Source organism: Flavobacterium algoritolerans (genome assembly GCF_030010385.1).
GTDB lineage: Bacteria > Bacteroidota > Bacteroidia > Flavobacteriales > Flavobacteriaceae > Flavobacterium > Flavobacterium algoritolerans.
Window position 1 is genome coordinate 223,962 of record NZ_JASCRZ010000006.1, and the last position, 23,341, is coordinate 247,302.

The following is a 23,341-nucleotide window of genomic DNA, read 5'->3' on the forward strand; positions in this document are numbered from 1 at the left end:
GATATCGTATAAAAATATCGGGTTCTATACTATTTCAATCCTGTTTTAGTGACTTACATTTTCAACATCCATAGGATTGTGTTTGTGCTTGAACAAAACTGCAAATGCAACGGCAATTATCAATGCGTAAATTGCAAAAGCCAGCCAAATTGTATGCCAGTCTTTCATAAAAATTACTTTACTAAACAATCCATCGGCAGTAATTGAATTCCCTTGACCGGTAACAAATTCCAACATTTTTGGATTAGTTGTTTCTGTTTCAAGGAAACCAGCCAAATCAGTAGTATTATTAAATGATTTTGTAAAATATTTATCAATAGCCCATCCCGAAGTAAAACTTCCCAAAACTGCTCCAAAACCATTGGTCATCATCATAAACAAACCTTGTGCTGAGGAACGATTTTTAGGGTCTGTATTCGTTTCGACAAATAATGATCCTGAGATATTAAAGAAATCAAATGCCATTCCGTAAACCACACAAGACATAATAATCATCCATAAACCACTTGTTGGATTTCCGTAAGCAAATAATCCAAAACGCAATACCCAAGCAAGCATACTAATTAACATCACTTGTTTGATACCAAAACGTCTTAGAAAAAAAGGAATAGCAAGAATAAATAAGGTTTCCGAAATTTGAGAAATTGACATTATAATAGTTGAATATTCCACAACAAATGAATCAGCATATTTTGGAAAATGTTTGAACTCATCTAAGAAAACATCTCCATACGCATTTGTCAATTGCAAAGCGCCTCCTAAAAACATCGAGAAAACAAAAAACAAAGCCATCTTATAATCAGCAAATAATTTAAACGATTCTAACCCTAATGTTTCCATGATAGAAGCATTCTCTTTAGACAAACGTTGCGGCTTACACTTTGGCAAAGTGAAGGAATAAATCCCTAGAAATACTGCCGCTAAACCTGCTATATAAAACTGATATTCTGTTGATTTGTTTCCCGTTAAATTAGTAATCCACATCGCAACAATAAAACCTATTGTTCCCCAAACCCGAATTGGTGGAAAATTTTTAATAATATCTTTATTGTTTAATTTGAGTGCATTATACGATATAGAATTGCTCAAAGCAATCGTTGGCATATAAAAACACATCGCCAAAAGCATAATATAGATAAAGGTATTGGGAGTGGTAACTTGAGGAATATAGAATAAAACCGCAGCATATAGAATATGTAGCGTTCCATATAATTTTTCAGCATTTATCCATCTGTCAGCGATAATCCCCGTTAGTGTTGGCATAAATAATGAAGCAATTCCCATAGTCCCAAAAACCAACCCAAATTGAGTTCCTTCCCAGTTTTTTGTGCCAAACCAGTAATTTGCAATGGTAATCAGCCAAGCTCCCCAAACAAAAAACTGAAGAAAGCTCATTATTACCAATCTATTTTTAATTCCCATGAGATGAATTGTTTTTTATTTTTAAAAATTAACAAGGCGTAAATCTACTATTAAAAATGAGATCTGCAAATAATTATGCCGTTTTAGTAATTTCATTTACCAATTCCAACACAAGCTCGAATTGTTCCTCACGATTCAAATGCGAATTATCAATTTCTATAGCATCTTCCGCCATAACCAAAGGGGAATCCTTACGGTGCGTGTCAATGTAATCGCGTTCTTCTACATTTGCCAAAACTTCATCAAAAGTTACTGTATCACCTTTTTTAACTAACTCATCGTAACGCCTTTGCGCTCTAGTAGTTGCGCTTGCTGTCATGAAAATTTTAAGCTCTGCATCCGGAAAAACTACAGTCCCAATATCTCTTCCGTCCATTACTATTGCTTTGTCTTTTCCCATTTCTTTTTGCTGTTCGACTAATTTGGCACGAACTTCAGAAACTTCAGCTACTTTACTCACAAAACTAGAAACTTCAATCGTTCTAATTTCTGTTTCAACATTTACTTCATTCAAATACATTTCGGCAAAACCTAAATCAGCATTAAATTTGAATTGCAATTTTATATTTGGCAAACTGTTAATTAATGTTTGTTTATCAAAAGAATCCGCATTTATGTACCCGTTTTGCATGGCAAATAAAGCTACGGCACGGTACATTGCTCCAGTATCAACGTAAATATATCCTAAATGATTCGCAAGTTGTTTGGCCAACGTGCTTTTTCCTGTCGATGAAAATCCGTCAATTGCGATGATAATTTTTTTCAAAATATTGTATTTAAATTTTAATAATTAATCAAACTGTCCTTCCATAATTTTCAAAAGAGAAAATTATTCTTGAAAGTTAATGGTTAACCCAAAAAGACTTGTATTTCCTGCCAATGTGTATCTGGAATACGAATAATTGAATTTCAACTTATTCAATTTAAGTCCGAAACCTAATGAAACTCCCGAAAAATTACGTTGTTCCTGAAGTCGTAATTCCTCTGCTCTTCGAAAATTATATCCCACACGCAAATTAAATGCTTTTTTTGGAAAAAGCTCTGCTCCTACAATTACATGTCGCAACGCATTATTTACAAATGAAATTTTTTCTTCAGTCTCCGTTCCGTCAAATGATGATTCTGCCCTGACCGGATTTGAAAAAGCTATATTCCATTGCTGCAAATTTTCCAAAGTAAGATGCCAACGAATAGGCACATTTTCTAATTCTTGCGAAACGCCAGCAATTATTTCGAGTGGCAGTTTTTCATTTGTACCATTATAAGTAGAAAATTGAGTCCCAATATTTCGAATGGCCAAACCCCAATTTACATCATTTTTTTCATCTATAAAAAGTGCCCCAATATCAATTGCTCCACCTAAGGAATTATAACTTTCCAAGGTAGAAGAAATTAATTTGGCACTGGCACCTAAATGAATATTGGTATAGGGAATGTTATAGGCATACCCAAAAGAAAGGGCAATTTCACTTCCGGTAAATTCTGAGGTTGGTTGACCGTTTTCGTCATAGCCTTCAAAATTGCCATAGTTCACATAATTTACTCCTGCTTGAAAAGTTTGCAAATGTCGATCATACGTGTAAGCATAAGAAGCCGTTCCGTATGTTACTTCCTTGAAATAGCTTCCATAATTTAAAGCCAAATGGTTGTCCATTTCAGCATTTATGGTTGCTGGATTAAAATGGGCCTGATTGACATCATCATCATAAATAGTGATTACTTTTCCTCCCAATGCCGCTTGTCTTGGCGAAGTGACCAAATTCAAAAACTGAAAGGTATACTTACCTCCTATTTGACTGTAAGACACAGAACAAATGAAAAAAGAGGTGTATAATAAAAGTTTTTTTAACATGCTTTAAAGTGCAACTTATGTAAGGTAAAACGTAAATGCGAAGATAAAATTATAAATACAATAAATGGCAACTTTAAAACCCGTAATTACAAATAAAAATTCCAAATTCTAAGCACTGAAAATCAGGTTTTAGAATTTGGAATTTTAAAATATTGAATTAATTTTTATTTTAAATCCTTGGCATTTTTCACTTTCTGATCAGTCAAAGCATATTTCAATACTTCGCTCATTTCCTTCACATAATGAAAAGAAAGTCCTTCCAGATATTCTGGTTTTATTTCATCAATATCACTTTTGTTTTCGTGACAAAGAATAATTTCTTTGATATTCGCTCTTTTTGCCGCCAAAATCTTTTCTTTGATTCCGCCTACTGGCAAAACTTTCCCACGCAATGTGATTTCTCCTGTCATTGCCAAGTTTTTCTTCACACGTTTTTGTGTAAACAGCGAAACTAATGATGTCAACATTGCAATACCGGCACTTGGACCGTCTTTTGGAGTAGCACCTTCAGGAACGTGCAAGTGAATATTATATTTAGAAAGCATCTCTGAATCCAATCCTAAAAGTTTCGCATTTGCCTTGATATATTCTAAAGCAATGGTTGCTGATTCTTTCATTACCGTACCTAAGTTTCCGGTTATGGTCATAGTTCCTTTTCCAGGAGAAAGCAACGATTCTATAAACAGAATGTCACCCCCAACAGAAGTCCAAGCCAAACCAGTTACCACTCCGGCAACATCATTGTTCTCGTATTTATCTCTTTCCAATCTTGGAACACCAAGTGTTTTTATGATATCTTCGTCGGTAACTTTTTTGTTATACTCCTCTTCCATCGCAACAGATTTGGCTGCATTACGGATTACTTGAGCAATTTTAGCTTCAAGACCACGAACACCTGATTCACGTGTGTATCCTTCGACGATTTTCTCTAATTGTTTTTTTCCAATAGTCAAATCTTTAGTTGTCAAACCGTGTTCTTTCAATTGTCTTGGAAACAAATGCTGACGCGCAATTTCTACCTTTTCTTCAATCGTATAGCCTGACATTTTGATGATTTCCATTCTGTCTTTCAACGCAGGTTGAATCGCTGCCATATTATTAGACGTAGCAATAAACATCACTTTAGACAAATCATATCCCATTTCAAGGAAATTATCATAAAAAGAATTGTTTTGTTCCGGATCTAAAACTTCCAATAATGCCGAAGATGGATCTCCTTGATTGCTATTTGATAATTTATCGATTTCATCCAAAACAAAAACTGGATTTGAAGTTCCTGCCTTTTTCAAACTTTGAATGATTCGTCCCGGCATGGCACCAATATACGTTTTTCTATGTCCGCGAATCTCCGCTTCATCACGCAAACCACCAAGCGAAATTCTAACGTATTTTCTACCCAAAGCTTCTGCAATAGAGCGTCCAATTGATGTTTTTCCAACTCCCGGAGGTCCTGTCAAACAAATAATTGGAGATTTCATATCATTTCGCAATTTTAAAACTGCCAAATGTTCTATCATTCTTTTCTTGACGTCTTCAAGACCAAAATGGTCTCTGTCCAATATTTTTTGTGCTTTTTTTAAATCGAAATCATCTTTAGAATATTCGTTCCAAGGCAATTCCAAGAACAACTCTAAATAGTTTCTTTGAATTCCAAAATCAGGCGCTTGCGGGTTCATGCGTCGCATTTTAGACAATTCTTTATCGAAATGTTTTTTAGTTTTTTCGTCCCAGTTTTTAGTCAAAGACTTCTGCAACATTTCGTCCATTTCTTCTTCCTGAGAAACGCCACCCAATTCTTCCTGAATGGTTTTCATTTGTTGGTGAAGGAAATATTCGCGTTGTTGTTGGTCTAAATCAAAACGAACTTTAGATTGAATGTCATTTTTCAATTCGAGTTTTTGCAACTCAACATTCATATAACGCAACGTTTCTAAAGCTCTATTTTTCAATTCATTAATTGCTAATAAATCTTGTTTCTCTTCAACAGACAAGTTCATATTAGAAGTAACAAAATTGATCAAGAAGGATTGACTCTCAATATTTTTGATGGCAAAGGTTGCTTCGCTTGGAATATTTGGACTTTCTTTAATGATTTGAATCGCTAATTCCTTGATTGAATCCAGAATTGCTACAAATTCAGTATCGTTTTTCTTAGGTCTTTTTTCAGGAACTTCCTTAATTTTTGCAGTAATGTATGGCGTTTCAGAAACAACTGAATCAATTTCAAAACGCTTTTTACCTTGAAGAATTACTGTGATATTGCCATCAGGCATTTTTAGCACACGTAAAATGCGGGCTACAGTTCCTATTGCATGAATATCGTCTTTGGTTGGATCTTCGTCTTCTTCATTTTTTTGGGCAACAACTCCTATCGTTTTACCGGCAGCATTAGCGTCATTGATTAATTTTATTGATTTATCTCGCCCAGCAGTAATTGGTATAACAACCCCAGGAAATAAAACCATATTTCGCAACGGTAAAATAGCCAATGATTCCGGTAAAGCTTCATTATTCATTTCCTCCTCGTCTTCAGGAGTCAAAAGTGGAATTAAATCTGCTTCCGAATCAAATTCTTGAAGTGACAGATTGTCAATAGTAAGTATTTTATGATTTGACATATATTATTTAAGTCTTTTTGTCATTAAAAATTTTCATTTATTAAGCAAATATAAGGATCATGCCGTTTATTTTGAATAAAATCGACATCTGACATGTATAATTCACTTCCTACTAAAAGAGACAATCATTATGCCAAAATAAAAATTAAATCTGTTTATTCTTTGGCAAAAAAACAATGTTTCTAAGGTTAGAATAATTTTATAATTTAAATAATATTGAACTCTATTTTAAAAAAATATAATTTAGTTTTATAAAAGTGTAACAAACGTGAAAAGGTCGAGTCCTTATAATAAACTAAAATCAGCTGTTTGAGTTTAACCAACCATAATATCGAAGAATTAATCTTGCTCTGCAGGCAAAAAAATCAAAAAGCACAGTGTGAACTTTACAATCGCTATGCGAAAGCGATGTATAATGTGTCCTTTCGGATTGTCAAAGATGTTCATTTTGCTGAAGATGTAATGCAGGAAGGTTTTTTAAAAGCATTCACTAAGATAAACGACTATAAACAAGAAGTTGCTTTTGGTGCTTGGTTAAAAAGAATAGTCGTGAACTGTAGTATCGATTTTTACAAAAAAAATAATCAATTCAAACAAGAAGACTTTGATACTACACTTTATAAAATTGAAGAAAAAGAAACGGCTTTAACTGAAATTACAGATTTCAATGAGTTAAAAGTAAAACAAATTTTAGAGGTCATTAACTCCCTGAAATATAATTACAGAATGGTTTTGACTCTTTTTTTCATCGAAGGTTATGACCAAGAAGAAATCAGCGAAATACTTAATATCAGTTATGCCAATTGCAGAACTACACTCAGCAGAGCCAAGGATTGTTTAAGAAAAAAACTAGAGGAAATATGAAAAAGGAAAATAAAAAACTAGACAAATTATTTGACAAATTTGAAAATCAATGGGACATTGAGACTATTGAAAATCATCATGAGGAACGGTTTTTAAAAAAATTAAAATCTAAGAAATCGAATTGGAAACGTTTCGTTTCTATTGGAATCGCTGCTTCTATCGTAGTTATATTAGGACTTTCAATCTTCAATACTACTCCTAAAAAAACAGAAGAATTGCGATTTGCATCAAAAGAAACCAAACAAACAGATTCTATTTTTACCGTTTTAATTGAAAACGAATTAGAAAAAATAAGAGAGAAAAAATCACCTGAAAATGAAAAAATAATTTCCGATGCGCTCAAACAAATGAGAACATTAGATAGTGATTATGAAAAAATAATTAAGGAATTAGAAACAAATGGAGAAAGCAAGCAAATTATTTATGCGATGATCAGCAATCTTCAAACCCGAATTTCTTTTTTACAAAATGTACTGTTACACATTGAAAACAATGAAAAATTAAATAATATTTCTGATGAAAAAACAATTTAAACTACTCCTATTATTCGTTTTAATTCCATTTTTAGGATTTTCCAATGATCCTGATTATATCCATACCAAACAAAAAAATATTAAAAAAGCTTATTTCGTAAACTCGGATGCAGGTCTATATATCGATAACTCATACGGTAATATTTCAGTAACAACTTGGGACGAAGATAAAACCGAATTGGATATTGTCATAAAAGTGAGTGGTGATAACGAAAATTGGGTCAACCAGCGCATCAACGATATTGATGTTGATATAATTGCACTGAAAGGGATGATTACTGCAAAAACCATTTTAGGAAACTCGAGTTATAAGAGTAATGGCAAAAACAATAGTTTTCAAATTAATTATACGCTCAAAATACCAAAAAATGGAAGTGTAAAACTTCATAATAAATATGGAAATATCACTACATCTGACTTGTTTTCTGATGCTGAAATTAAATGTAAATATGGAAAAATTGCTTTAGGCAGATTATCCGGAAACTCCAGTAACATCCTAGTAGAATATTGTTCTAACTCAAGTATTTCATTTTTAAAAAATGCAACTATTACAGCAAAGTATTCGAATTTGAAAATTGGAGAAGTTGCAAAACTCGATTTAGCTTCTGATTATACGGATGTAGATATTCAAGAAAGTGATGTTGTTAAATACATCAGTAAATACGGAAATATTAAAATTCAGAATGTAAAATCATTAGACGCAACCGGAAATTATCTAACACTCAAAATAGGTGAAATATCCAATAATTTAAAACTGTCCACAAAATACAGTAATGTAGCTATTGGAACTATTAATGCGAAAGCCAACACTGTAAATATTGCCGCTGGTTACACGGGATTAAACATTGGATTTGATGCTAATTATGCTTTTGATTTTAATGTGACTGTAAAATATGCCAATTTTAAATATGACAATGAATTAGAAGTAAATTCTAAAGAAGACTCAAATAACTTAAAAAAATACAGTGGTTTTTATAAGAAAAGAGGAGTTAACAATGTCTCTATAATTTCAGATTACGGAAATGTAATACTAGTAAAAAAACAATAATCTTAAAGCTTTATTTATGAAAAATTCAATCAAATTATTTGTTAGTTGTTCACTATTACTAACTACAATGGCTAATGCGCAATGGTCATCCAATGAAAAAATAAAAGGAAATGGAAAAGTAACTTCTGAAAAAAGAAGCACCGCTTCATATGATGAAATTGCAATAACAGGATTTTTTGATGTCGAATTAGTTTCCGGAAAAGAAGGGAATATTACGATAAAAGGGGAAGAAAACTTATTGTCTTACATTAAAGTCGAGGTTGTCGATCAGGTATTAAAAATTTCTACTGAAAAGAATAAATATATCAGCGTAAGCAAAGGACAACAAATTATCATAACTGTACCTTTCGAGAGTATAAATCAAGTTTCTTTGACTGGTTCTGGTGATGTAATGACTAAAAATAGCATTAAAACGAAATCATTTTCAGCTAAATTGACCGGTTCAGGTGATATGAAATTAGATGTTGAAGCAAATGACTTTGATGTTAATTTAAGTGGTTCAGGAGATATTGTTCTTGCTGGGAAAACTGAAAATTTCAACAGTAATTTAAATGGTTCCGGTGATATTGATGCCGGTGATTTGAAAGCTAAAAACGCTAAGATTACCGTTTCTGGTTCAGGAGACAGTAAAGTTTTTTGCAGTGAAAGTCTTCATGCCAGAGTTTCTGGTTCAGGAGATATTGAATACATTGGAGACCCAAAGAAAAAAGATACGAAAGTAAATGGCTCAGGAGCTATATCGAGAGCCTAATTTTAAAAATAATAACTATTATGAAGGTGTTTTATTAATTTAAAACGCCTTTTTTTGGTACTCTTTTTAATAACAGAATACCCACAACAAAGAATACACCAAGAAATACAATTGCTAACCTTGGACTTCCAGTGATTTGATCGATAATTCCATAGATACACATTCCTATAACAATTCCTATTTTTTCAGCAACATCAAAGAAACTAAAAAAGGAAGCTGTATCATCTGTTTCAGGTAATAATTTAGAATAAGTTGAACGTGATAAAGCTTGAATTCCGCCCATTACAAGTCCTGCAATTCCTGCCATAACATAAAAATGTATTGGCAAAGTAATAAAAAATGCAATTGCACAAAATACTGCCCAAATACAGTTAATTACAATTAAAGTTGGAATATTTCCAAATTTTTCTGAGGCTCTTGAAGTGATAACTGCTCCCAGAACCGCAACTAATTGTATTATCAAAATACAAATAATTAAACCCGTTGTACTTTCTGCTTTAGAGGACCAAGCAATTTCTTGTGCTCCAAAATAAGTGGCAACTAGCATTACCGTTTGTACGGCCATACTGTACACAAAAAAACTTCCTAAATACCGTCTTAATGCAATGTTTTCTTTCAATAAAAACCAAACTTTTTTTAACTCTCTAAAACCGTTAAATACTACATGATGTGTAACTTTACGGTCGGCATTTTTATTCCCTTTTGGCAAATAATAGTACGTGTACTGACTGAATAATATCCACCAAACTCCTACCATAACAAATGAATATCGCATGGCTTTCATGGCTGCTTCTCCATCAGTTCCGGTAATTCCAAAAAGTTTTGGTTTCATTATCATCGCTAAATTGATAATCAATAAAATAACACTTCCAATGTATCCAAATGAATATCCCTTGGCACTAATTTTATCTTGTTGCTCTGCATAAGCAATATCTGGTAAATAGGAATTATAAAAAACTAAACTTCCCCAATACCCAATCAATCCAAAAAAATAAAATGCCAATCCGATGTATATATGTTCAAGATTAAACCAATACAATCCCATACAAGAAAGCGCTCCCAGGTAGCAAAAGAATTTCATAAATGATTTTTTATCCCCCACATAATCTGCAATACCAGACAATAAAGGCGAAATAAAAGCCACTAATAAAAATGCAAAAGCGGTAATAAAGCTAATTAAAGCTGAATTTTTTAGATGCAAGCCAAAAACATCAATGTAGTGATCACGCTCAGAAAATAAAGCTTCATAAAATATTGGAAATACTGCAGATGCAATAGTAAGCGTATAAACTGAATTTGCCCAATCATAAAAAGCCCAAGCATTTAATAATTTTTTACTTCCTTTTTCTAAATCTGCCATGTTTATTTTTTTAGGATACGAATTTATTTATTTTTTGCTAAGAACGATATAAAAAGTAAATATTTATGCATTAACAAATCATAAATGAATAAAGAGATGCATAATAATTATAACTCATATTCAAAAAAAAACAGGCTATCCATTTTAAGGACAACCTGTTTAGATATTTTATAATAAGTTACTATTTGTAAATAACACCAACTTTAGCCGCTAGAGCTTTAGCTTCTGGAATTAATGCTTTTAAGTTTGCAATTCTTGTAGCGTCAGAAGGGTGCGTACTCATAAATTCTGGGGGTGCTTGTCCAGAAGATTGGGCAGCCATTCTAGACCAAAAAGTAATTGATTCGTCTGGATTATACCCCGCAATTGCCATTAAAGTAAGTCCAATTTTATCTGCTTCAGTCTCGTGATTTCTACTAAAAGGAAGCATTACACCAAACTGAGAACCTAATCCATATGCTTGACCCCATATTTGCTGCGTTCGTTCACTTTTACCAGATGTTCCAACAGCTATAACTTGGCCAAGTACCTCTTGAGCTTGTCCGGCACTCATACGTTGCGCACCGTGATTTGCTAAGGCGTGAGAAACTTCATGTCCCATTACAGTCGCTAAACCAGAATCATTTAATGTAACTGGTAAAATCCCTGAATAAACAACAATTTTCCCTCCTGGCATACACCAAGCGTTCACTTCTTTATTGTCAATTAATTTATATTCCCAACGGTAATCTTGCAAATATTGTGCTTGACCTAAATAAATTAAATATTTTTCTGCAGCAGCTTTAATTCTCATCCCTACAGTTTCAACTTTTCTAGCATCGGCAGTTCCGGTAATTACCTTATTTTCTTTTAAGAAAGTTCCATATTGTTGAAACGATGTTGGAAACAACTCACTATTAGAAACAAAATTTAAACTTTTTTTCCCTGTTATAGGATTCGTTGCACAAGAATAAACTAATCCTACTGCAAAAATCCCTACTATTAAATGCTTTTTCATAATTTTAGATTTTAAATATTAAACAAAAATACAATTATTATAAACATTTAAATTTACATAATTAAATGTAAAAGTATCAACTTTTTTGTTATTCACCAGTAATATGAAATGCCGTAAACCCTTTATCAACAATTAAGTACCCTTCATTTTCTAAAGTATTTTTATCAAATGACACCTCTACATTATCAATTTCGATCATTTTGACTTTAAATGGTAATCCAATAAGATTTATTTTATATTTAGAATAATTCGTATCGTATTTTCCTTCTTTATGCAACTGAATAATCAGCTCTTTCTCTTTACCGGTTGTTTGAAATGATAAGAAGCTGTATCTCCCCTTTTTATAATCATATCCATCTTGGGCATCTTCATAAACAACTGATTTTTCTTTTCCCTCTTTGTAGTAAATGTCTAATGTTAACTCATCAAATTCTAACTCTCCAACATATTGCTGAACAGGATATTTAGGAATGATTGCCCCTGCTTTTACAAAAATTGGAATCTGATCAAATTTAGTATCAACCCAAATTTCTTTTCCTCCTTTTACTTCTTCGTTGGTCCAATAATTATACCATTGTCCTCGAGGAATATACATCCTTCTGCCTAAAGCATTTGGCTCTAAAATTGGACAAACTAATATTTGATTACCAAAAACAAATTCGTCATTTCTGTAATGCGTTTGAATATCGTCCTGATCATAATACACTAATGGCTTCAACATAGGAATTCCTTCCTCAATATATTGCCAAAACATAGTATATAAATACGGTAATAATTGATATCTTAAATTGACAAATTTTCTGGTGATATCGATAACTTCTTCATCAAAAGCCCATGGCTCCTGATCTCCATGATCTCCAGAAGAATGCGTTCTGCAAAAAGGATGAAAAACACCTAATTGAATCCAACGTGCATATAATTCCCCAGAAGGTTGTTCTGCAAATCCACCAATATCTGATCCTGTGAAACCCATACCAGAAATAGACATGCGTTGCACTTGAATATTTGCTATCCATAAATGTTCCCAAGTTGCAACATTATCTCCTGTCCAAGAAGACGTGTAGCGTTGTGCTCCAGCGTATGCTGATCTTGTTATTACAAAAGGCCTTTTTGGATACGCAAATCGTTTCACACCGTGATACGTTGCCCTCGCCATTTGTGTACCGTAAATATTGTGTGCTTTTCTATGACTGCAAGGATTTCCATCATAATCATGGCGTACATCCATAGGAAACGTTTTATTAGGAACCTCCATAACCGCAGGTTCATTCATATCGTTCCACACTCCTTTTACTCCAATATCTGAAATTAATTCTTTGAATAATCCTGCCCACCATTCTCTTACTGCTGGATTTGTATAATCCGGAAAATTACATTCTCCAGGCCAAACTTTCCCTTTCATGTATGGACCATCAGCTCTTTTGCAGAAATAATCTTTTTCTAAAGCTTCTTTATATATAGCGTATTCTTTGTCAATTTTTATTCCCGGATCAATAATTACCACTGTTTTAAAACCGTCTTCGGCTAATTCAGCCACCATTCTTTTTGGATCTGGGAAATATTCTTTGTTCCAAGTGAAACATCGAAAACCTTCCATATAATCAATATCTAGATACAGTGCATCACATGGAATTTTCAACTCTCTAAATTTTGCGGCAACTTCTTTTAAATTACTTTCCGGATAATAACTCCATTTACATTGGTGGTATCCAAGAGCCCAAAGTGGCGGTAATTCAGGTTTTCCGGTCAAATCAGTGTACGTGGTAACAACATCTTGCATTTGTGGTCCGTAAATGAAATAGTAATTCATTTCTCCACCTTCTGCCCAATAACTCGTTACGTTTCTTCTTTCATGACAAAAATCAAAATAGGTTCTAAACGTATTATCAAAGAAAATTCCATAAGATTGTTTGTTTTGTAATCCAATATAAAACGGAACTACTTTATACAACGGTTCCTGGTCTTTTTGAAAAGCATATTGATCCGTCGCAAAATTTTCCAGTCTCTTACCTTTCAAATTCATTTGGGTTGCTTTATCACCAAGTCCGTAAAAGCATTCCCCATCTTTTGAAGCCTTACTCATTTTTACGATATTTCCCCCGTATTCATAGCTTTCTTCCCAATGGAAACCCAATTCATCCTCTAAAATAATATTGTCCTCCAAATCAAAAATAGACAACCTCATATCTGTTTTTTGAATTCTACATTTTACTTTACTGGTTTTTATCTGATAATAATCCTCTACTTCAGAAACCTCAAGAAAATTATATCCATGAGAATGACTTTTATCAACTGCGTAAGAAAAATCGTTACTAAAATACCCTTTTGTCGTAAATCTAAACCGGATTAGACTATCTCTTAATACGGTTACTTTTAATATGACACTATTATCGGTATGAAAAAATATTGAATCTACTTCATGCTCAAAAGAAGTTATTTTTGTGGGATATAAATCGCCTTTATATTCTAATTCTGTATTTGTAATCATTTTATATGGTATTAATTTTAATCTTTTCCTAGAACTCAAACTTACAAAATTACTTTGTAAACAGTTATATATGTGGGTTTTATTCGCGAAAACGTTATAGTGTATTTTAATATAAAAATCAACAATATATAATAATGGTTTCCATTATAAATGAAAACCATTAGTTATTCTTATTTAAAAAAAAAGAACCCTTTTATACTTATGAAATTTTAAAAACGGTTACACTTAATGGCGGTAAAAGCAACTCTGTCGAATAATCTCTTCCATCGTAAGGCATAGCCTCAATTGCTATTTTTTTAGCGTTAGAAACTCCGCTTCCTCCATAATTTGCAGCATCACTATTAAAAATCTCTGTCAATTTTCCTTTTTTAGGCAAACCAATTCGGTAATTAGGGCGAACAACTTGTGTGAAATTACACACTACAATTACATCCTCTTTTGGGTCATTTCCTTTACGAATAAAAGACATCACTGCATTTTGATGATCAGAATAATTAATCCATTCAAAACCTTCCGGACTGAATTGTTTTTCATGCAAAGCAGGTTGGGTTTTATACAATTTATTCAAATCTGTAATCAATAGTTTTACCCCTTCATGATACGGATATTGCAACAAATGCCAATCTAAACTTCCTTCAAAATTCCACTCACTACTTTGTCCAAATTCACTTCCCATAAACAACAATTTAGTTCCGGGATGCATAAACATGTAGCCGTATAGTAATCTTAAATTCGCGAATTTCTGCCATTCATCTCCTGGCATTCTTCCCGCTATCGATTTTTTTCCATATACTACTTCGTCATGCGAAAGCGGTAACATGAAATTTTCTGAAAAGGTATAGGTCATCGAAAAAGTCAAATCATTTTGATGGTACTTTCTATACACCGTATCTTTTTGAAAATATTCTAAAGTATCGTGCATCCAACCCATCATCCATTTCATACCAAAACCTAAACCACCAACAGATGTAGGTCTGGAAACCATTGGGAACGAAGTACTTTCCTCTGCTATAGTTTGAGCACCTTCATAATTTAGATAAACGGCTTCATTGAATTCTTTCAAGAAACTAATCGTATCCAGATTTTCTCTTCCTCCGTAAATATTGGGTTCCCATTCGCCATCATTTCTGGAATAATCCAAATACAACATCGAGGCAACTGCATCTACTCGTAAAGCATCTGCATGATAATGATGCAACCAAAATAATGCATTACTGATTAAAAAAGAACGAACTTCATTTCGTCCATAATTAAAAACCAAACTTTTCCAATCCGGATGATAGCCTTTTCTTCGGTCTGGATGTTCAAAAAGATTCGATCCGTCAAAAAATCCTAAACCATGGGCGTCATCTGGAAAATGAGAAGGAACCCAGTCCAGAATTACTCCAATTCCAGCTTCATGTAATTTATCTACTAAATGCATGAATTCTTGCGGATTCCCAAAACGAGAAGTTGGCGCAAAATATCCTACCAATTGATATCCCCAAGAAGGATCATAAGGGTATTCCATAATTGGCATAAACTCCACGTGAGTAAAACCCGTTTCTTTTACATAATTCACTAAATCTTCGGCAAATTCTACATAGGTCAAAAAACGATTTCCTTCTGTATGGCGTTTCCAAGAACCTAAATGAACTTCATAAACAGAATAAGGTTTGTCTAAACCATTATGATTTTGACGCGTTTTCATCCAGTTTTTGTCTTTCCATTTATACTCTAAATCCCAAACTACTGATGCCGTATGTGGCGGTTTCTCACAATAAAAAGCAAACGGATCGGCTTTCTCTGTTATTATCCCACCGTTATTGGATTGTATTTTATATTTATAGGTTGTCCCCTTTTTTATGTTTGGAATAAATCCTTCCCAAATACCGGAAGAATCCCAACGGACTTGCAACAGATGCTCTCCTTGTGTCCAAAAATTGAAATCCCCAACAACCGATACCGAATGAGCCGTAGGAGCCCAAACGGCAAAATAAACACCATCTACTCCGTCAACCGTTATAAGATGTGCGCCTAGTTTTTCGTATAGTCGGAAATGTTTCCCTGATTTGAATAAATCGATATCAAAATCGGTAAAAAGGGAATGCGAGATAACTTTACTCATATAACAATTGTATAATTCTATTTTTAGAAAAAGAATAGAATATTATTTTTAAGAAAAAACAGTTTATAAATTTATTTTATGATGTAATTATCCGGTATAACTGCTCCTTTTTTAATAACAACAATTCCGTCTTTAATGGCATACAATTCATTCGAAAAATCTTCTAAATGACTTCCTCCATTGATGTAAACATCATTACCAATTCTGCAATTTTTATCTACAAGAGCATTGTTTATAAAGCATCTTTCCCCAATACCAATCAATTGTTTATTGCTTTTAACGTCCTCATTCATATCATCAATATTCTGATAGAAATCATTCCCCATAACATAACAATTTTGAATGATAGTTCCCTCACCTATTCTGGATCTGATACCAATAACAGAATGGTTTATTTCTTTGGCATTCAAAATACAGCCTTCGGAAATTAATGATTTATCAATCATTGTTTTTTGGAATTTTGAAGGCGGCAATAATCTTGGTCTGGTAAAAATTTTATTATCGTTATCGAATAAATTAAATTTAGGTAAATCTTCAGTCAGTCCAATATTCGCTTCAAAAAAAGAATCAATATTACCAATATCAGTCCAATATCCTTCATATTGGTAACTTAATATCTTTTTATTCCCTACCGCTTGTGGAATAATTTCTTTACCAAAATCTTTGGTTTCTTTGTTTGACATGATATCTACCAACAGTTTTTTGTTGAAGATATAAATTCCCATTGAAGCTAAATAATGCTTGCCTTCGCTCTTCATTTGCTCACTCACATCTGATTCCCAGTCTGGCAACAATTCCTTAGCAGGTTTTTCAATGAAAGATTCAATACAGCTTTCAGAGTTTGTTTTTAATATTCCAAATTCAGGAGCATCTTTTGCATTTACGGGCAAAGTAGCTATTGTAATATCGGCCTCTCTCTTGATATGCTCTTCTACCATATCATTAAAATCCATTTGATACAATTGATCTCCGGAAAGAATCAAAGCATAATCAAAATCATGGTTCAGAAAATGAGGCATACACTGTCTTACAGCATCGGCCGTACCTTGAAACCAAGTTGGATTGTCTGGAGTTTGCTCTGCAGCAAGAATATCAACAAAAGCATGGCTAAAAATACTAAAATTATAAGTGTTCTTTATATGGGCATTTAAAGAAGCAGAGTTGAATTGTGTCAAAACAAACATTCTGTAAATATCTGAATTCATGCAATTTGAAATTGGAATATCGACCAATCTATATTTACCTCCTATTGGCACAGCAGGTTTAGACCTTGTTTCTGTCAATGGATATAATCTGGATCCTTGTCCTCCACCTAAAATAATTGCAATAACATTTTTCTTTTTAGCTTTCATTTTTTGTTAATTATTAAATTGTACATTTCTATATATTCCAGACAAACTCTTTCCCAAGAATGATCAGTACTCATTCCTTTTTTTATAATTTTATTTAAATGTTTTTTATCGTCATATAAATTTACTGCCCTTTGAATCGAATAACAAACATCGCCCACAGTTGCTTGGTCGTGACAAATTCCGTTTCCATCATCTCCAAAATCAATCACTGTATCTCTCAGTCCGCCTGTTCTTCTTACGATAGGTATTGTACCATATCGCAACGAGTACATTTGGTTTAGACCACAAGGTTCCACTCTTGAAGGCATCAATAAAAAATCAGAACCTGCATAAATCAAGTGAGCTAATTCCTCATTGTATCCAATAAATGTATTGTAATTCCCTTTGTAATCAGCTAATAAACCGTTCAATTGATTCTCAATAGCTGTATTTCCTGAACCTAAGATTAAAATATTAATTTGTTGAAAATTTTCAGATAAAGCTAGCGCTGCAGCATGAGGCAATAAATCGCCTCCTTTTTCTTCTAATAACCTACCAATAAAACTAAAAAGTGGTTTTGTTGGATCCAAATTAAAAAGCTTGCATAATTTTTCTTTGTTTTCTTGCTTTCCTTTTTCGAAATTTTTAATCGAATAGTTTTTTTCTAACATCGCATCTTTAGAAGGATCCCAAACTTCGATATCAATTCCGTTCAAAATACCTCTGGATTTATAGCGAACCAGATTAAATAACATTTCTAAACCATTAGCCGAATAATTAATCTCATTCAGGTAATTAGGAGAAACTGTGGTAACTGCCCAAGCGCATTTTATGGCTACAGCCAATGAATTGATGCAATTATCCCATTCTAAAACTTTGACATGGGCCAAATCAAATTCTGGCAAATAATACAATTTATCAAAACCAAACTGCCCTTGATACAAACCATTATGAATGGTAATCATGGAAGGAATATTTTGGAGTTTTTCGTATTTATGACAATACAACATCATAAATGGAATCAAACCAGTATGATGATCATGACAGTTAATTACATCCGGAACTTCATTTCTGCCTATAATCCAATCCAAAGTGGCGATTTGAAAAGATAAAAAGCGTTCAATATCATCTTGATATCCATAAACATCTTTTCTATCAAATAATTCCTGGATTTCAACCAAATACAATTCAAATCCTAACTTATTCGTTTTTTCTTTGAGAACACTAAAAGGAAAATTAAAATTACCCAATTTCACATGTCCCCAATGAACACATTCAAAATCATTTTCTTTTTTGAATTTTGTATCATAACAAGGTATCACTACCCGCACTTGATGTCCTGCATTATTTTGATATTTTGGCAATGCACCCACAACATCAGCTAAACCGCCTACTTTAGCTACTGGGTAACACTCTGCACTGATATGAAATATTTCCATTTATGAAATTTTGATGTTTTTAGTTAATACGAATTATTTAATATTTCCGCCTTTTATGTTAATACAAACAAAAAACTTTATAAAAAATACTACTTTTATGTTTTTCTAAATTTACTAAAAAAATTATAATATAATTACACGCTTGAAAATTTATTGAAATGACAAAAAAAACTTCTAATCATACCCAATCATTGAAAATTCCTAGGATTATCTTATTAACCAGTAAATTAATCTCTTTTATTTCTCCAAAACTAATTACACTATTTGCTGCTAAACTCTTTACAACACCCATAAAACATAAAATTCCAAAAAGAGAATTAGAAATGGATCGCAATAGCATTCAAAAATTAATCCCAGTACCTGCAATTGATAAAGAGGTTGTTTTGTATCAATATGGAAAAAGTGAGAAGAAAATTTTATTGGTTCACGGTTGGTCGGGACGCGGAACACAATTATTCAAAATAGCCGATGAACTGCTTAAAGCAGGATATTCCACTATTAGTTTTGATGCACCAGCTCATGGAAAATCACCTGGAAAAACTACCATTATGGTCGATTTTATCGCTACAGTTTTAGAAATAGACAAACAATTTGGACCATTTGAAGCAGCAATTGGCCATTCATTAGGAGGAATGTCCGTTTTGAATGCTATCAAAAAAGGATTAAAAGTAAATCATGCCGTAGTTATTGGCAGTGGGGATATTGTAGAAGATATTATGGATGATTTTGTAGCAAAATTAGAATTGAAACCAATAATAAGCACTCTTTTACGTTTGTATTTCGAGAAAAAATACAAAGAAAAAATGAATAGTTATTCTGCTTTTTTAGCGGCCAAAGAAATTGCTATTCCAGTTTTGGTAATCCATGATAACAATGACCCAGAAGTTCCTGTAAAGGCCGGAATTCACATTCATAAATATTTGAAAAACGGAGAGTTATTATTAACCGATGGATTAGGGCATCGAAAAATTCTAGGAAATCATAAAGTAATTGAAAAAACAGTTCAATTCATTCAAAATAAATAACTGTATTACAATATTATACATAAAATAAAAAATTTAAAATCATGAAATATCCTGTAGAAAAAACCGAACAAGAATGGAAAGAACAATTAGGTGAGGAACGCTACCGAATTCTTCGCCAAAAAGGGACTGAATACCCTCACACCGGAACCTATAATTTGCATTATGAAAAAGGAACATATTGCTGTGGTGCTTGCGGAGAGCCTTTATTCGAAAGTAACTCTAAATTTGATGCGCATTGCGGTTGGCCGTCATTTGATGAATCCATTCCAGGAAAAGTACAATACATTTCCGATACGACACATGGCATGAAACGTACTGAAATTCTTTGCGCTAATTGCGGCAGCCATTTAGGGCATGTATTTGATGACGGACCTACAAAAACCGGACAACGCTATTGTGTGAACTCCTTATCTGTAGATTTTAAAGAATAAAGCTATGAATTTATTTGAAAATGCTACTGATTGGACTACAAATTTAGAACCAATTCTAACCAAATATAAAGGAAGAAAACATCCCCTTGAGTATCATAATTTATATCAACTTATGGTGATGGTCGTTTTATCCGCACAGGATTCTGATGCCAATATTAATAAAATTGCCCCTATCCTATTTGAAGCATATCCTAACATGGAAAGTTTAGCTGTTTCCAATGTGGAAGCACTAATTCCGCACATTTCAAAAGTCAGAAATTTTGGAACCAAAGCCAACTGGCTTATAGAAATAGCGCAAACCATACAAAAAGATGAAAATATTCCACTTACTATGGACGGTTTAATTGCCTTAAAAGGAATCGGACGAAAATCAGCCAATGTAATTCTTCGCGAAGCAAAAATTCCGGCAGAAGGAATTATCGCTGATTTACATGTTATTAGGGTTGCACCCAGAATTGGATTAATCCCAGAAACCAAAGACGGAATCAAAGCCGAAAAACAGCTAATGCAAGTGTTACCAAAAGAAATTTGGGGAGAAATCGGGATGGCTATTTCATTTTTAGGAAGAGAAATTTGTCGGCCACAGCCTAAATGTACGGAATGCCCAATTAACTCCATTTGTGAATATTATAAAAATATAAAAGGGTAAAAAGCGATTCACTCTTTACCCTTTTAAATATTTTTTAATCTAATTTATTACAAAAAAGAAGGTTTCAAAGCTGGTTTTAAGCGCTTTTTAGAAGCTTGCTCATAAGCATAACCCAATCCTATTAATTGTCCCTCAGTATACGGAGTTCCGAAAAAAGATAAACCAACAGGAAGATCATAAACCATCCCATTAGGAACCGTAATATGTGGATATCCACTTGCTGCAGCAGGAGATGTCAGAGAATATCCTCCCCAACGATCACCGTAAATCACATCAATACTACAAGCAGGTCCCATCGTTATTCCACAAATAGCATCTAACTTATTTTCTTTAAAAACAGTATCTAAAATACCTTTACTTCCTTCAAAACTTACAGTTAATGCATCTACATATTTTTTATCATCCAATCCTTTTTTAAGGTTAGAACTCTCTAGTGTTTCTTGTTTAAAATAAGGCATTGCTTTATCTTCATTAGCAGTATTAAAATCAATAACCTCTTTTAAATTTTTTACTTTTGCATTGGCTGTAGCCAAATAATTGTTCAATCCGTCTTTAAATTCGTACTGCAAAATTTCAAATTCGGCTTGACCCAAAGCATTAATTTTATCCAAATAGTCAATTTCGATAACGACAGCACCTTGCTTTTTTAGAAGTTTAATGGCATCGACTAAAAGTGCATTAATGTATTTATTATTTCCTTGCGGCTTTTTCTCAATCCCAATGCGTTTGCCTTTCAATGCATTTACATCTAAAAAAGTAGTGTAATCCTTTTCAGCTTTCCCTTTGCTTTCAAGCGTTACAGCATCATCTTGGTCAACAGCTGCCATTGCGCCTAATAAAATAGCAGCATCGGTTACAGTTCTCGCCATAGGACCAGCTGTATCTTGTGTTTTTGAAATTGGAATAATTCCAGATCGACTAACCAAGCCAACTGTAGGTTTAATTCCTACAATTCCGTTTACCGAAGCTGGACAAACAATAGAGCCATCCGTTTCGGTTCCAACAGCAACTACACAAAGATTAGCTGATACTGCTGCTCCAGAACCCGCACTGGAACCACATGGATTATGATCTAAAATATATGGATTTTTAGTCTGACCGCCTCTGCTACTCCATCCGGAACAAGATTGTGTTGAACGAAAATTTGCCCATTCGCTTAAATTTGTTTTCCCAATGATTATTGCTCCGGCCTCTCTCAGTTTTTTAACTACAAAAGCATCTTTTGAAGCAATATTTCCAGCCATTGCTAAAGATCCTGCAGTGGTTTGCATTTTATCTGCTGTATCTATATTGTCTTTTATTAAAACGGGGATTCCATGTAAAGGACCTCTGATTTTACCGGATTTAAACTCTTTATCCATTATAACAGCAATAGCCACTGCATCAAGATTGACTTCGATAACAGAATTCAATTGAGGTCCATTTTTATCAATAGCTTCAATACGTTTTAAATATAATTGTACTAATTGTTCCGAAGTATATTTTCCAGAAGCTAATTTTTCTCTTAAACTGCCGATGGTTTCTTCATCCAATTCAAAGACCGCATTGGAATCTTCAACTGATACTGAATCTTTTTCCTTTTTAGTACCGGAAGTACAGCCTGTAATCAAAAGTGTGGTAAGACCTGCAGACGCTAAAGTTGCAGTAGTTAAAAAAGATCTTCTTTTCATAGATTAATTGTTTTTTGGATAACGATTTATTAAACAATTAACTAAATTACTTTTTTTTACCAAATGCAATAAACTATTAAGTGGAACAAACGTTAAAGTTTAATAATTTATCAACAACTTCTTAAATATCTAAAATGAACCGTTAATTATAAACTAAACTTTATTACTTCTAAAAACAGCATTATATGATAAGTATTTATCTTCATCAAAGATGAAATATTAAATACTTATCATTTCAATGAATATTGCATTTCAAAATGTTAACTCCACTAATGCAGTATGCTTAGAGTAAACATTTGTAAAATAAAACTATCATAGAATGAGTTATAATAGAAAAGTCAAATAAATGATGAGAATTCTTTATTTTTAAAACAAAAAAAACTTCAGTCAGCGTTAGCCAATTGAAGTTTTTGTACTCAGAGCGGGACTTGAACCCGCACGAACATTGCTGTTCACTGGATTTTAAGTCCAGCGTGTCTACCAATTTCACCATCCGAGCATTTTGTGGTACCTCCAGGGATCGAACCAGGGACACATGGATTTTCAGTCCATTGCTCTACCATCTGAGCTAAGGTACCAATATACTTTTTTTATAATGAAGAAGTATGAATAAAAAAGCCCATCTTTTCAGATAGGCTTTTCAAAGAAAGGCGACGACATACTCTCCCACATAACTGCAGTACCATCTGCGCAGGCGGGCTTAACTACTCTGTTCGGGATGGGAAGAGGTGAGCCCCGCCGCAATAACCACCTTAA

The 23,341-nt window shown here is 33.2% G+C and carries 18 protein-coding genes, 2 tRNA genes and 1 rRNA gene; 7 read left to right on the plus strand and 14 right to left on the minus strand.

Annotation, left to right across the window (positions count from 1 at the left end; translation table 11 throughout):
* Nucleotides 1-45 precede the first annotated feature (45 nt).
* From QLS65_RS13730 to lon, 4 genes are all read right to left on the minus strand, one after another.
* Nucleotides 46-1,422 (minus strand): nucleoside permease, encoded by a 1,377-nt coding sequence (locus QLS65_RS13730; protein WP_282718395.1) that lies wholly within the window; start codon nt 1,420-1,422, stop codon nt 46-48.
* A gap of 73 nt (nt 1,423-1,495) precedes the next feature.
* A complete protein-coding gene (cmk, locus tag QLS65_RS13735; protein ID WP_282718396.1) occupies nt 1,496-2,188 on the minus strand; it encodes a (d)CMP kinase in 693 nt (230 codons plus the stop codon).
* Between the two features lie 63 nt (nt 2,189-2,251).
* Nucleotides 2,252-3,274 carry a type IX secretion system protein PorQ gene (gene porQ / locus QLS65_RS13740; protein WP_282718397.1) on the minus strand — a complete coding sequence of 341 codons (1,023 nt, stop codon included), beginning with the start codon at nt 3,272-3,274 and terminating at the stop codon, nt 2,252-2,254.
* Between the two features lie 164 nt (nt 3,275-3,438).
* Nucleotides 3,439-5,892, minus strand: a complete 2,454-nt coding sequence (gene lon / locus QLS65_RS13745; protein ID WP_282718398.1) for an endopeptidase La — start codon at nt 5,890-5,892, stop codon at nt 3,439-3,441.
* 309 nt (nt 5,893-6,201) lie between these two features.
* On the opposite strand from lon, the gene QLS65_RS13750 reads away from it, so the two are divergent.
* From QLS65_RS13750 to QLS65_RS13765, 4 genes are read left to right on the plus strand one after another with little or no spacing between them, the layout of a single operon-like run.
* Nucleotides 6,202-6,756 carry an RNA polymerase sigma factor gene (locus tag QLS65_RS13750; RefSeq protein WP_282712893.1) on the plus strand — a complete coding sequence of 185 codons (555 nt, stop codon included), beginning with the start codon at nt 6,202-6,204 and terminating at the stop codon, nt 6,754-6,756.
* Nucleotides 6,753-7,289 carry an anti-sigma factor gene (locus QLS65_RS13755; protein WP_282712892.1) on the plus strand — a complete coding sequence of 179 codons (537 nt, stop codon included), beginning with the start codon at nt 6,753-6,755 and terminating at the stop codon, nt 7,287-7,289. Before QLS65_RS13750 ends, QLS65_RS13755 begins: the two co-directional genes overlap by 4 nt.
* Complete coding sequence (locus QLS65_RS13760; RefSeq protein ID WP_282712891.1) at nt 7,273-8,337, plus strand: hypothetical protein; 1,065 nt, start codon at nt 7,273-7,275, stop codon at nt 8,335-8,337. Before QLS65_RS13755 ends, QLS65_RS13760 begins: the two co-directional genes overlap by 17 nt.
* A gap of 16 nt (nt 8,338-8,353) precedes the next feature.
* Nucleotides 8,354-9,088 carry a head GIN domain-containing protein gene (locus QLS65_RS13765; RefSeq protein WP_099715430.1) on the plus strand — a complete coding sequence of 245 codons (735 nt, stop codon included), beginning with the start codon at nt 8,354-8,356 and terminating at the stop codon, nt 9,086-9,088.
* Between the two features lie 34 nt (nt 9,089-9,122).
* Here the strand turns inward: QLS65_RS13765 and QLS65_RS13770 are convergent, their stop codons facing one another.
* The 6 genes from QLS65_RS13770 to QLS65_RS13795 form a co-directional block, all read right to left on the minus strand.
* A complete protein-coding gene (locus QLS65_RS13770) occupies nt 9,123-10,448 on the minus strand; it encodes an MFS transporter (protein WP_282718399.1) in 1,326 nt (441 codons plus the stop codon).
* A gap of 181 nt (nt 10,449-10,629) precedes the next feature.
* Entirely contained in the window at nt 10,630-11,445 is an 816-nt protein-coding gene (locus QLS65_RS13775) for a M48 family metallopeptidase (RefSeq protein WP_282718400.1), read from the minus strand.
* Between the two features lie 88 nt (nt 11,446-11,533).
* Nucleotides 11,534-13,933, minus strand: a complete 2,400-nt coding sequence (locus tag QLS65_RS13780) for a glycoside hydrolase family 31 protein (RefSeq protein ID WP_282718401.1) — start codon at nt 13,931-13,933, stop codon at nt 11,534-11,536.
* A 199-nt stretch (nt 13,934-14,132) separates the two neighbouring features.
* Nucleotides 14,133-16,040 (minus strand): 1,4-alpha-glucan branching protein GlgB, encoded by a 1,908-nt coding sequence (gene glgB, locus QLS65_RS13785; protein WP_099715426.1) that lies wholly within the window; start codon nt 16,038-16,040, stop codon nt 14,133-14,135.
* A 71-nt stretch (nt 16,041-16,111) separates the two neighbouring features.
* On the minus strand, nt 16,112-17,392 hold the full coding sequence (locus QLS65_RS13790) for a glucose-1-phosphate adenylyltransferase (RefSeq protein WP_099715425.1): 1,281 nt from the start codon (nt 17,390-17,392) through the stop codon (nt 16,112-16,114).
* Nucleotides 17,389-18,810, minus strand: coding sequence for a glycogen synthase (locus QLS65_RS13795; RefSeq protein WP_282718402.1), 1,422 nt, complete (start codon nt 18,808-18,810; stop codon nt 17,389-17,391). The genes QLS65_RS13790 and QLS65_RS13795 overlap by 4 nt, the downstream gene beginning before the upstream one ends.
* Before the next feature lie 158 nt (nt 18,811-18,968).
* Between QLS65_RS13795 and QLS65_RS13800 the strand changes: the two genes are divergently transcribed.
* From QLS65_RS13800 to QLS65_RS13810, 3 genes are read left to right on the plus strand one after another with little or no spacing between them, the layout of a single operon-like run.
* On the plus strand, nt 18,969-19,835 hold the full coding sequence (locus QLS65_RS13800) for an alpha/beta fold hydrolase (protein ID WP_282718403.1): 867 nt from the start codon (nt 18,969-18,971) through the stop codon (nt 19,833-19,835).
* Between the two features lie 41 nt (nt 19,836-19,876).
* A complete protein-coding gene (msrB, locus tag QLS65_RS13805) occupies nt 19,877-20,266 on the plus strand; it encodes a peptide-methionine (R)-S-oxide reductase MsrB (RefSeq protein WP_099715422.1) in 390 nt (129 codons plus the stop codon).
* A gap of 4 nt (nt 20,267-20,270) precedes the next feature.
* Nucleotides 20,271-20,915 carry an endonuclease III domain-containing protein gene (locus tag QLS65_RS13810; protein ID WP_282718404.1) on the plus strand — a complete coding sequence of 215 codons (645 nt, stop codon included), beginning with the start codon at nt 20,271-20,273 and terminating at the stop codon, nt 20,913-20,915.
* Between the two features lie 47 nt (nt 20,916-20,962).
* On the opposite strand, the gene QLS65_RS13815 is transcribed toward QLS65_RS13810, so the two are convergent.
* The 4 genes from QLS65_RS13815 to rrf all read right to left on the minus strand — a co-directional run bounded on the left by QLS65_RS13815 (nt 20,963) and on the right by rrf (nt 23,340).
* On the minus strand, nt 20,963-22,585 hold the full coding sequence (locus QLS65_RS13815; RefSeq protein WP_282718405.1) for an amidase: 1,623 nt from the start codon (nt 22,583-22,585) through the stop codon (nt 20,963-20,965).
* Between the two features lie 413 nt (nt 22,586-22,998).
* Nucleotides 22,999-23,084 (minus strand) — tRNA-Leu (locus QLS65_RS13820).
* Between the two features lie 6 nt (nt 23,085-23,090).
* Nucleotides 23,091-23,163: transfer RNA gene (locus QLS65_RS13825), tRNA-Phe, on the minus strand.
* Between the two features lie 67 nt (nt 23,164-23,230).
* A 5S ribosomal RNA gene (rrf, locus tag QLS65_RS13830) occupies nt 23,231-23,340 on the minus strand.
* Between the last annotated feature and the right edge of the window lies 1 nt (nt 23,341).

Coding starts and splice junctions, on each gene's coding strand:
- QLS65_RS13760 (WP_282712891.1), top strand. CDS start 7,273: ATGAAAAAACAATTTAAACTACTCCTATTATTCGTTTTAATTCCATTT.
- QLS65_RS13755 (WP_282712892.1), top strand. CDS start 6,753: ATGAAAAAGGAAAATAAAAAACTAGACAAATTATTTGACAAATTTGAA.
- QLS65_RS13730 (WP_282718395.1), bottom strand. CDS start 1,422: ATGGGAATTAAAAATAGATTGGTAATAATGAGCTTTCTTCAGTTTTTT.
- QLS65_RS13800 (WP_282718403.1), top strand. CDS start 18,969: ATGACAAAAAAAACTTCTAATCATACCCAATCATTGAAAATTCCTAGG.
- glgB (WP_099715426.1), bottom strand. CDS start 16,040: ATGAGTAAAGTTATCTCGCATTCCCTTTTTACCGATTTTGATATCGAT.
- porQ (WP_282718397.1), bottom strand. CDS start 3,274: ATGTTAAAAAAACTTTTATTATACACCTCTTTTTTCATTTGTTCTGTG.
- QLS65_RS13780 (WP_282718401.1), bottom strand. CDS start 13,933: ATGATTACAAATACAGAATTAGAATATAAAGGCGATTTATATCCCACA.
- QLS65_RS13795 (WP_282718402.1), bottom strand. CDS start 18,810: ATGGAAATATTTCATATCAGTGCAGAGTGTTACCCAGTAGCTAAAGTA.
- QLS65_RS13770 (WP_282718399.1), bottom strand. CDS start 10,448: ATGGCAGATTTAGAAAAAGGAAGTAAAAAATTATTAAATGCTTGGGCT.
- lon (WP_282718398.1), bottom strand. CDS start 5,892: ATGTCAAATCATAAAATACTTACTATTGACAATCTGTCACTTCAAGAA.
- QLS65_RS13765 (WP_099715430.1), top strand. CDS start 8,354: ATGAAAAATTCAATCAAATTATTTGTTAGTTGTTCACTATTACTAACT.
- QLS65_RS13790 (WP_099715425.1), bottom strand. CDS start 17,392: ATGAAAGCTAAAAAGAAAAATGTTATTGCAATTATTTTAGGTGGAGGA.
- QLS65_RS13810 (WP_282718404.1), top strand. CDS start 20,271: ATGAATTTATTTGAAAATGCTACTGATTGGACTACAAATTTAGAACCA.
- QLS65_RS13815 (WP_282718405.1), bottom strand. CDS start 22,585: ATGAAAAGAAGATCTTTTTTAACTACTGCAACTTTAGCGTCTGCAGGT.
- QLS65_RS13775 (WP_282718400.1), bottom strand. CDS start 11,445: ATGAAAAAGCATTTAATAGTAGGGATTTTTGCAGTAGGATTAGTTTAT.
- msrB (WP_099715422.1), top strand. CDS start 19,877: ATGAAATATCCTGTAGAAAAAACCGAACAAGAATGGAAAGAACAATTA.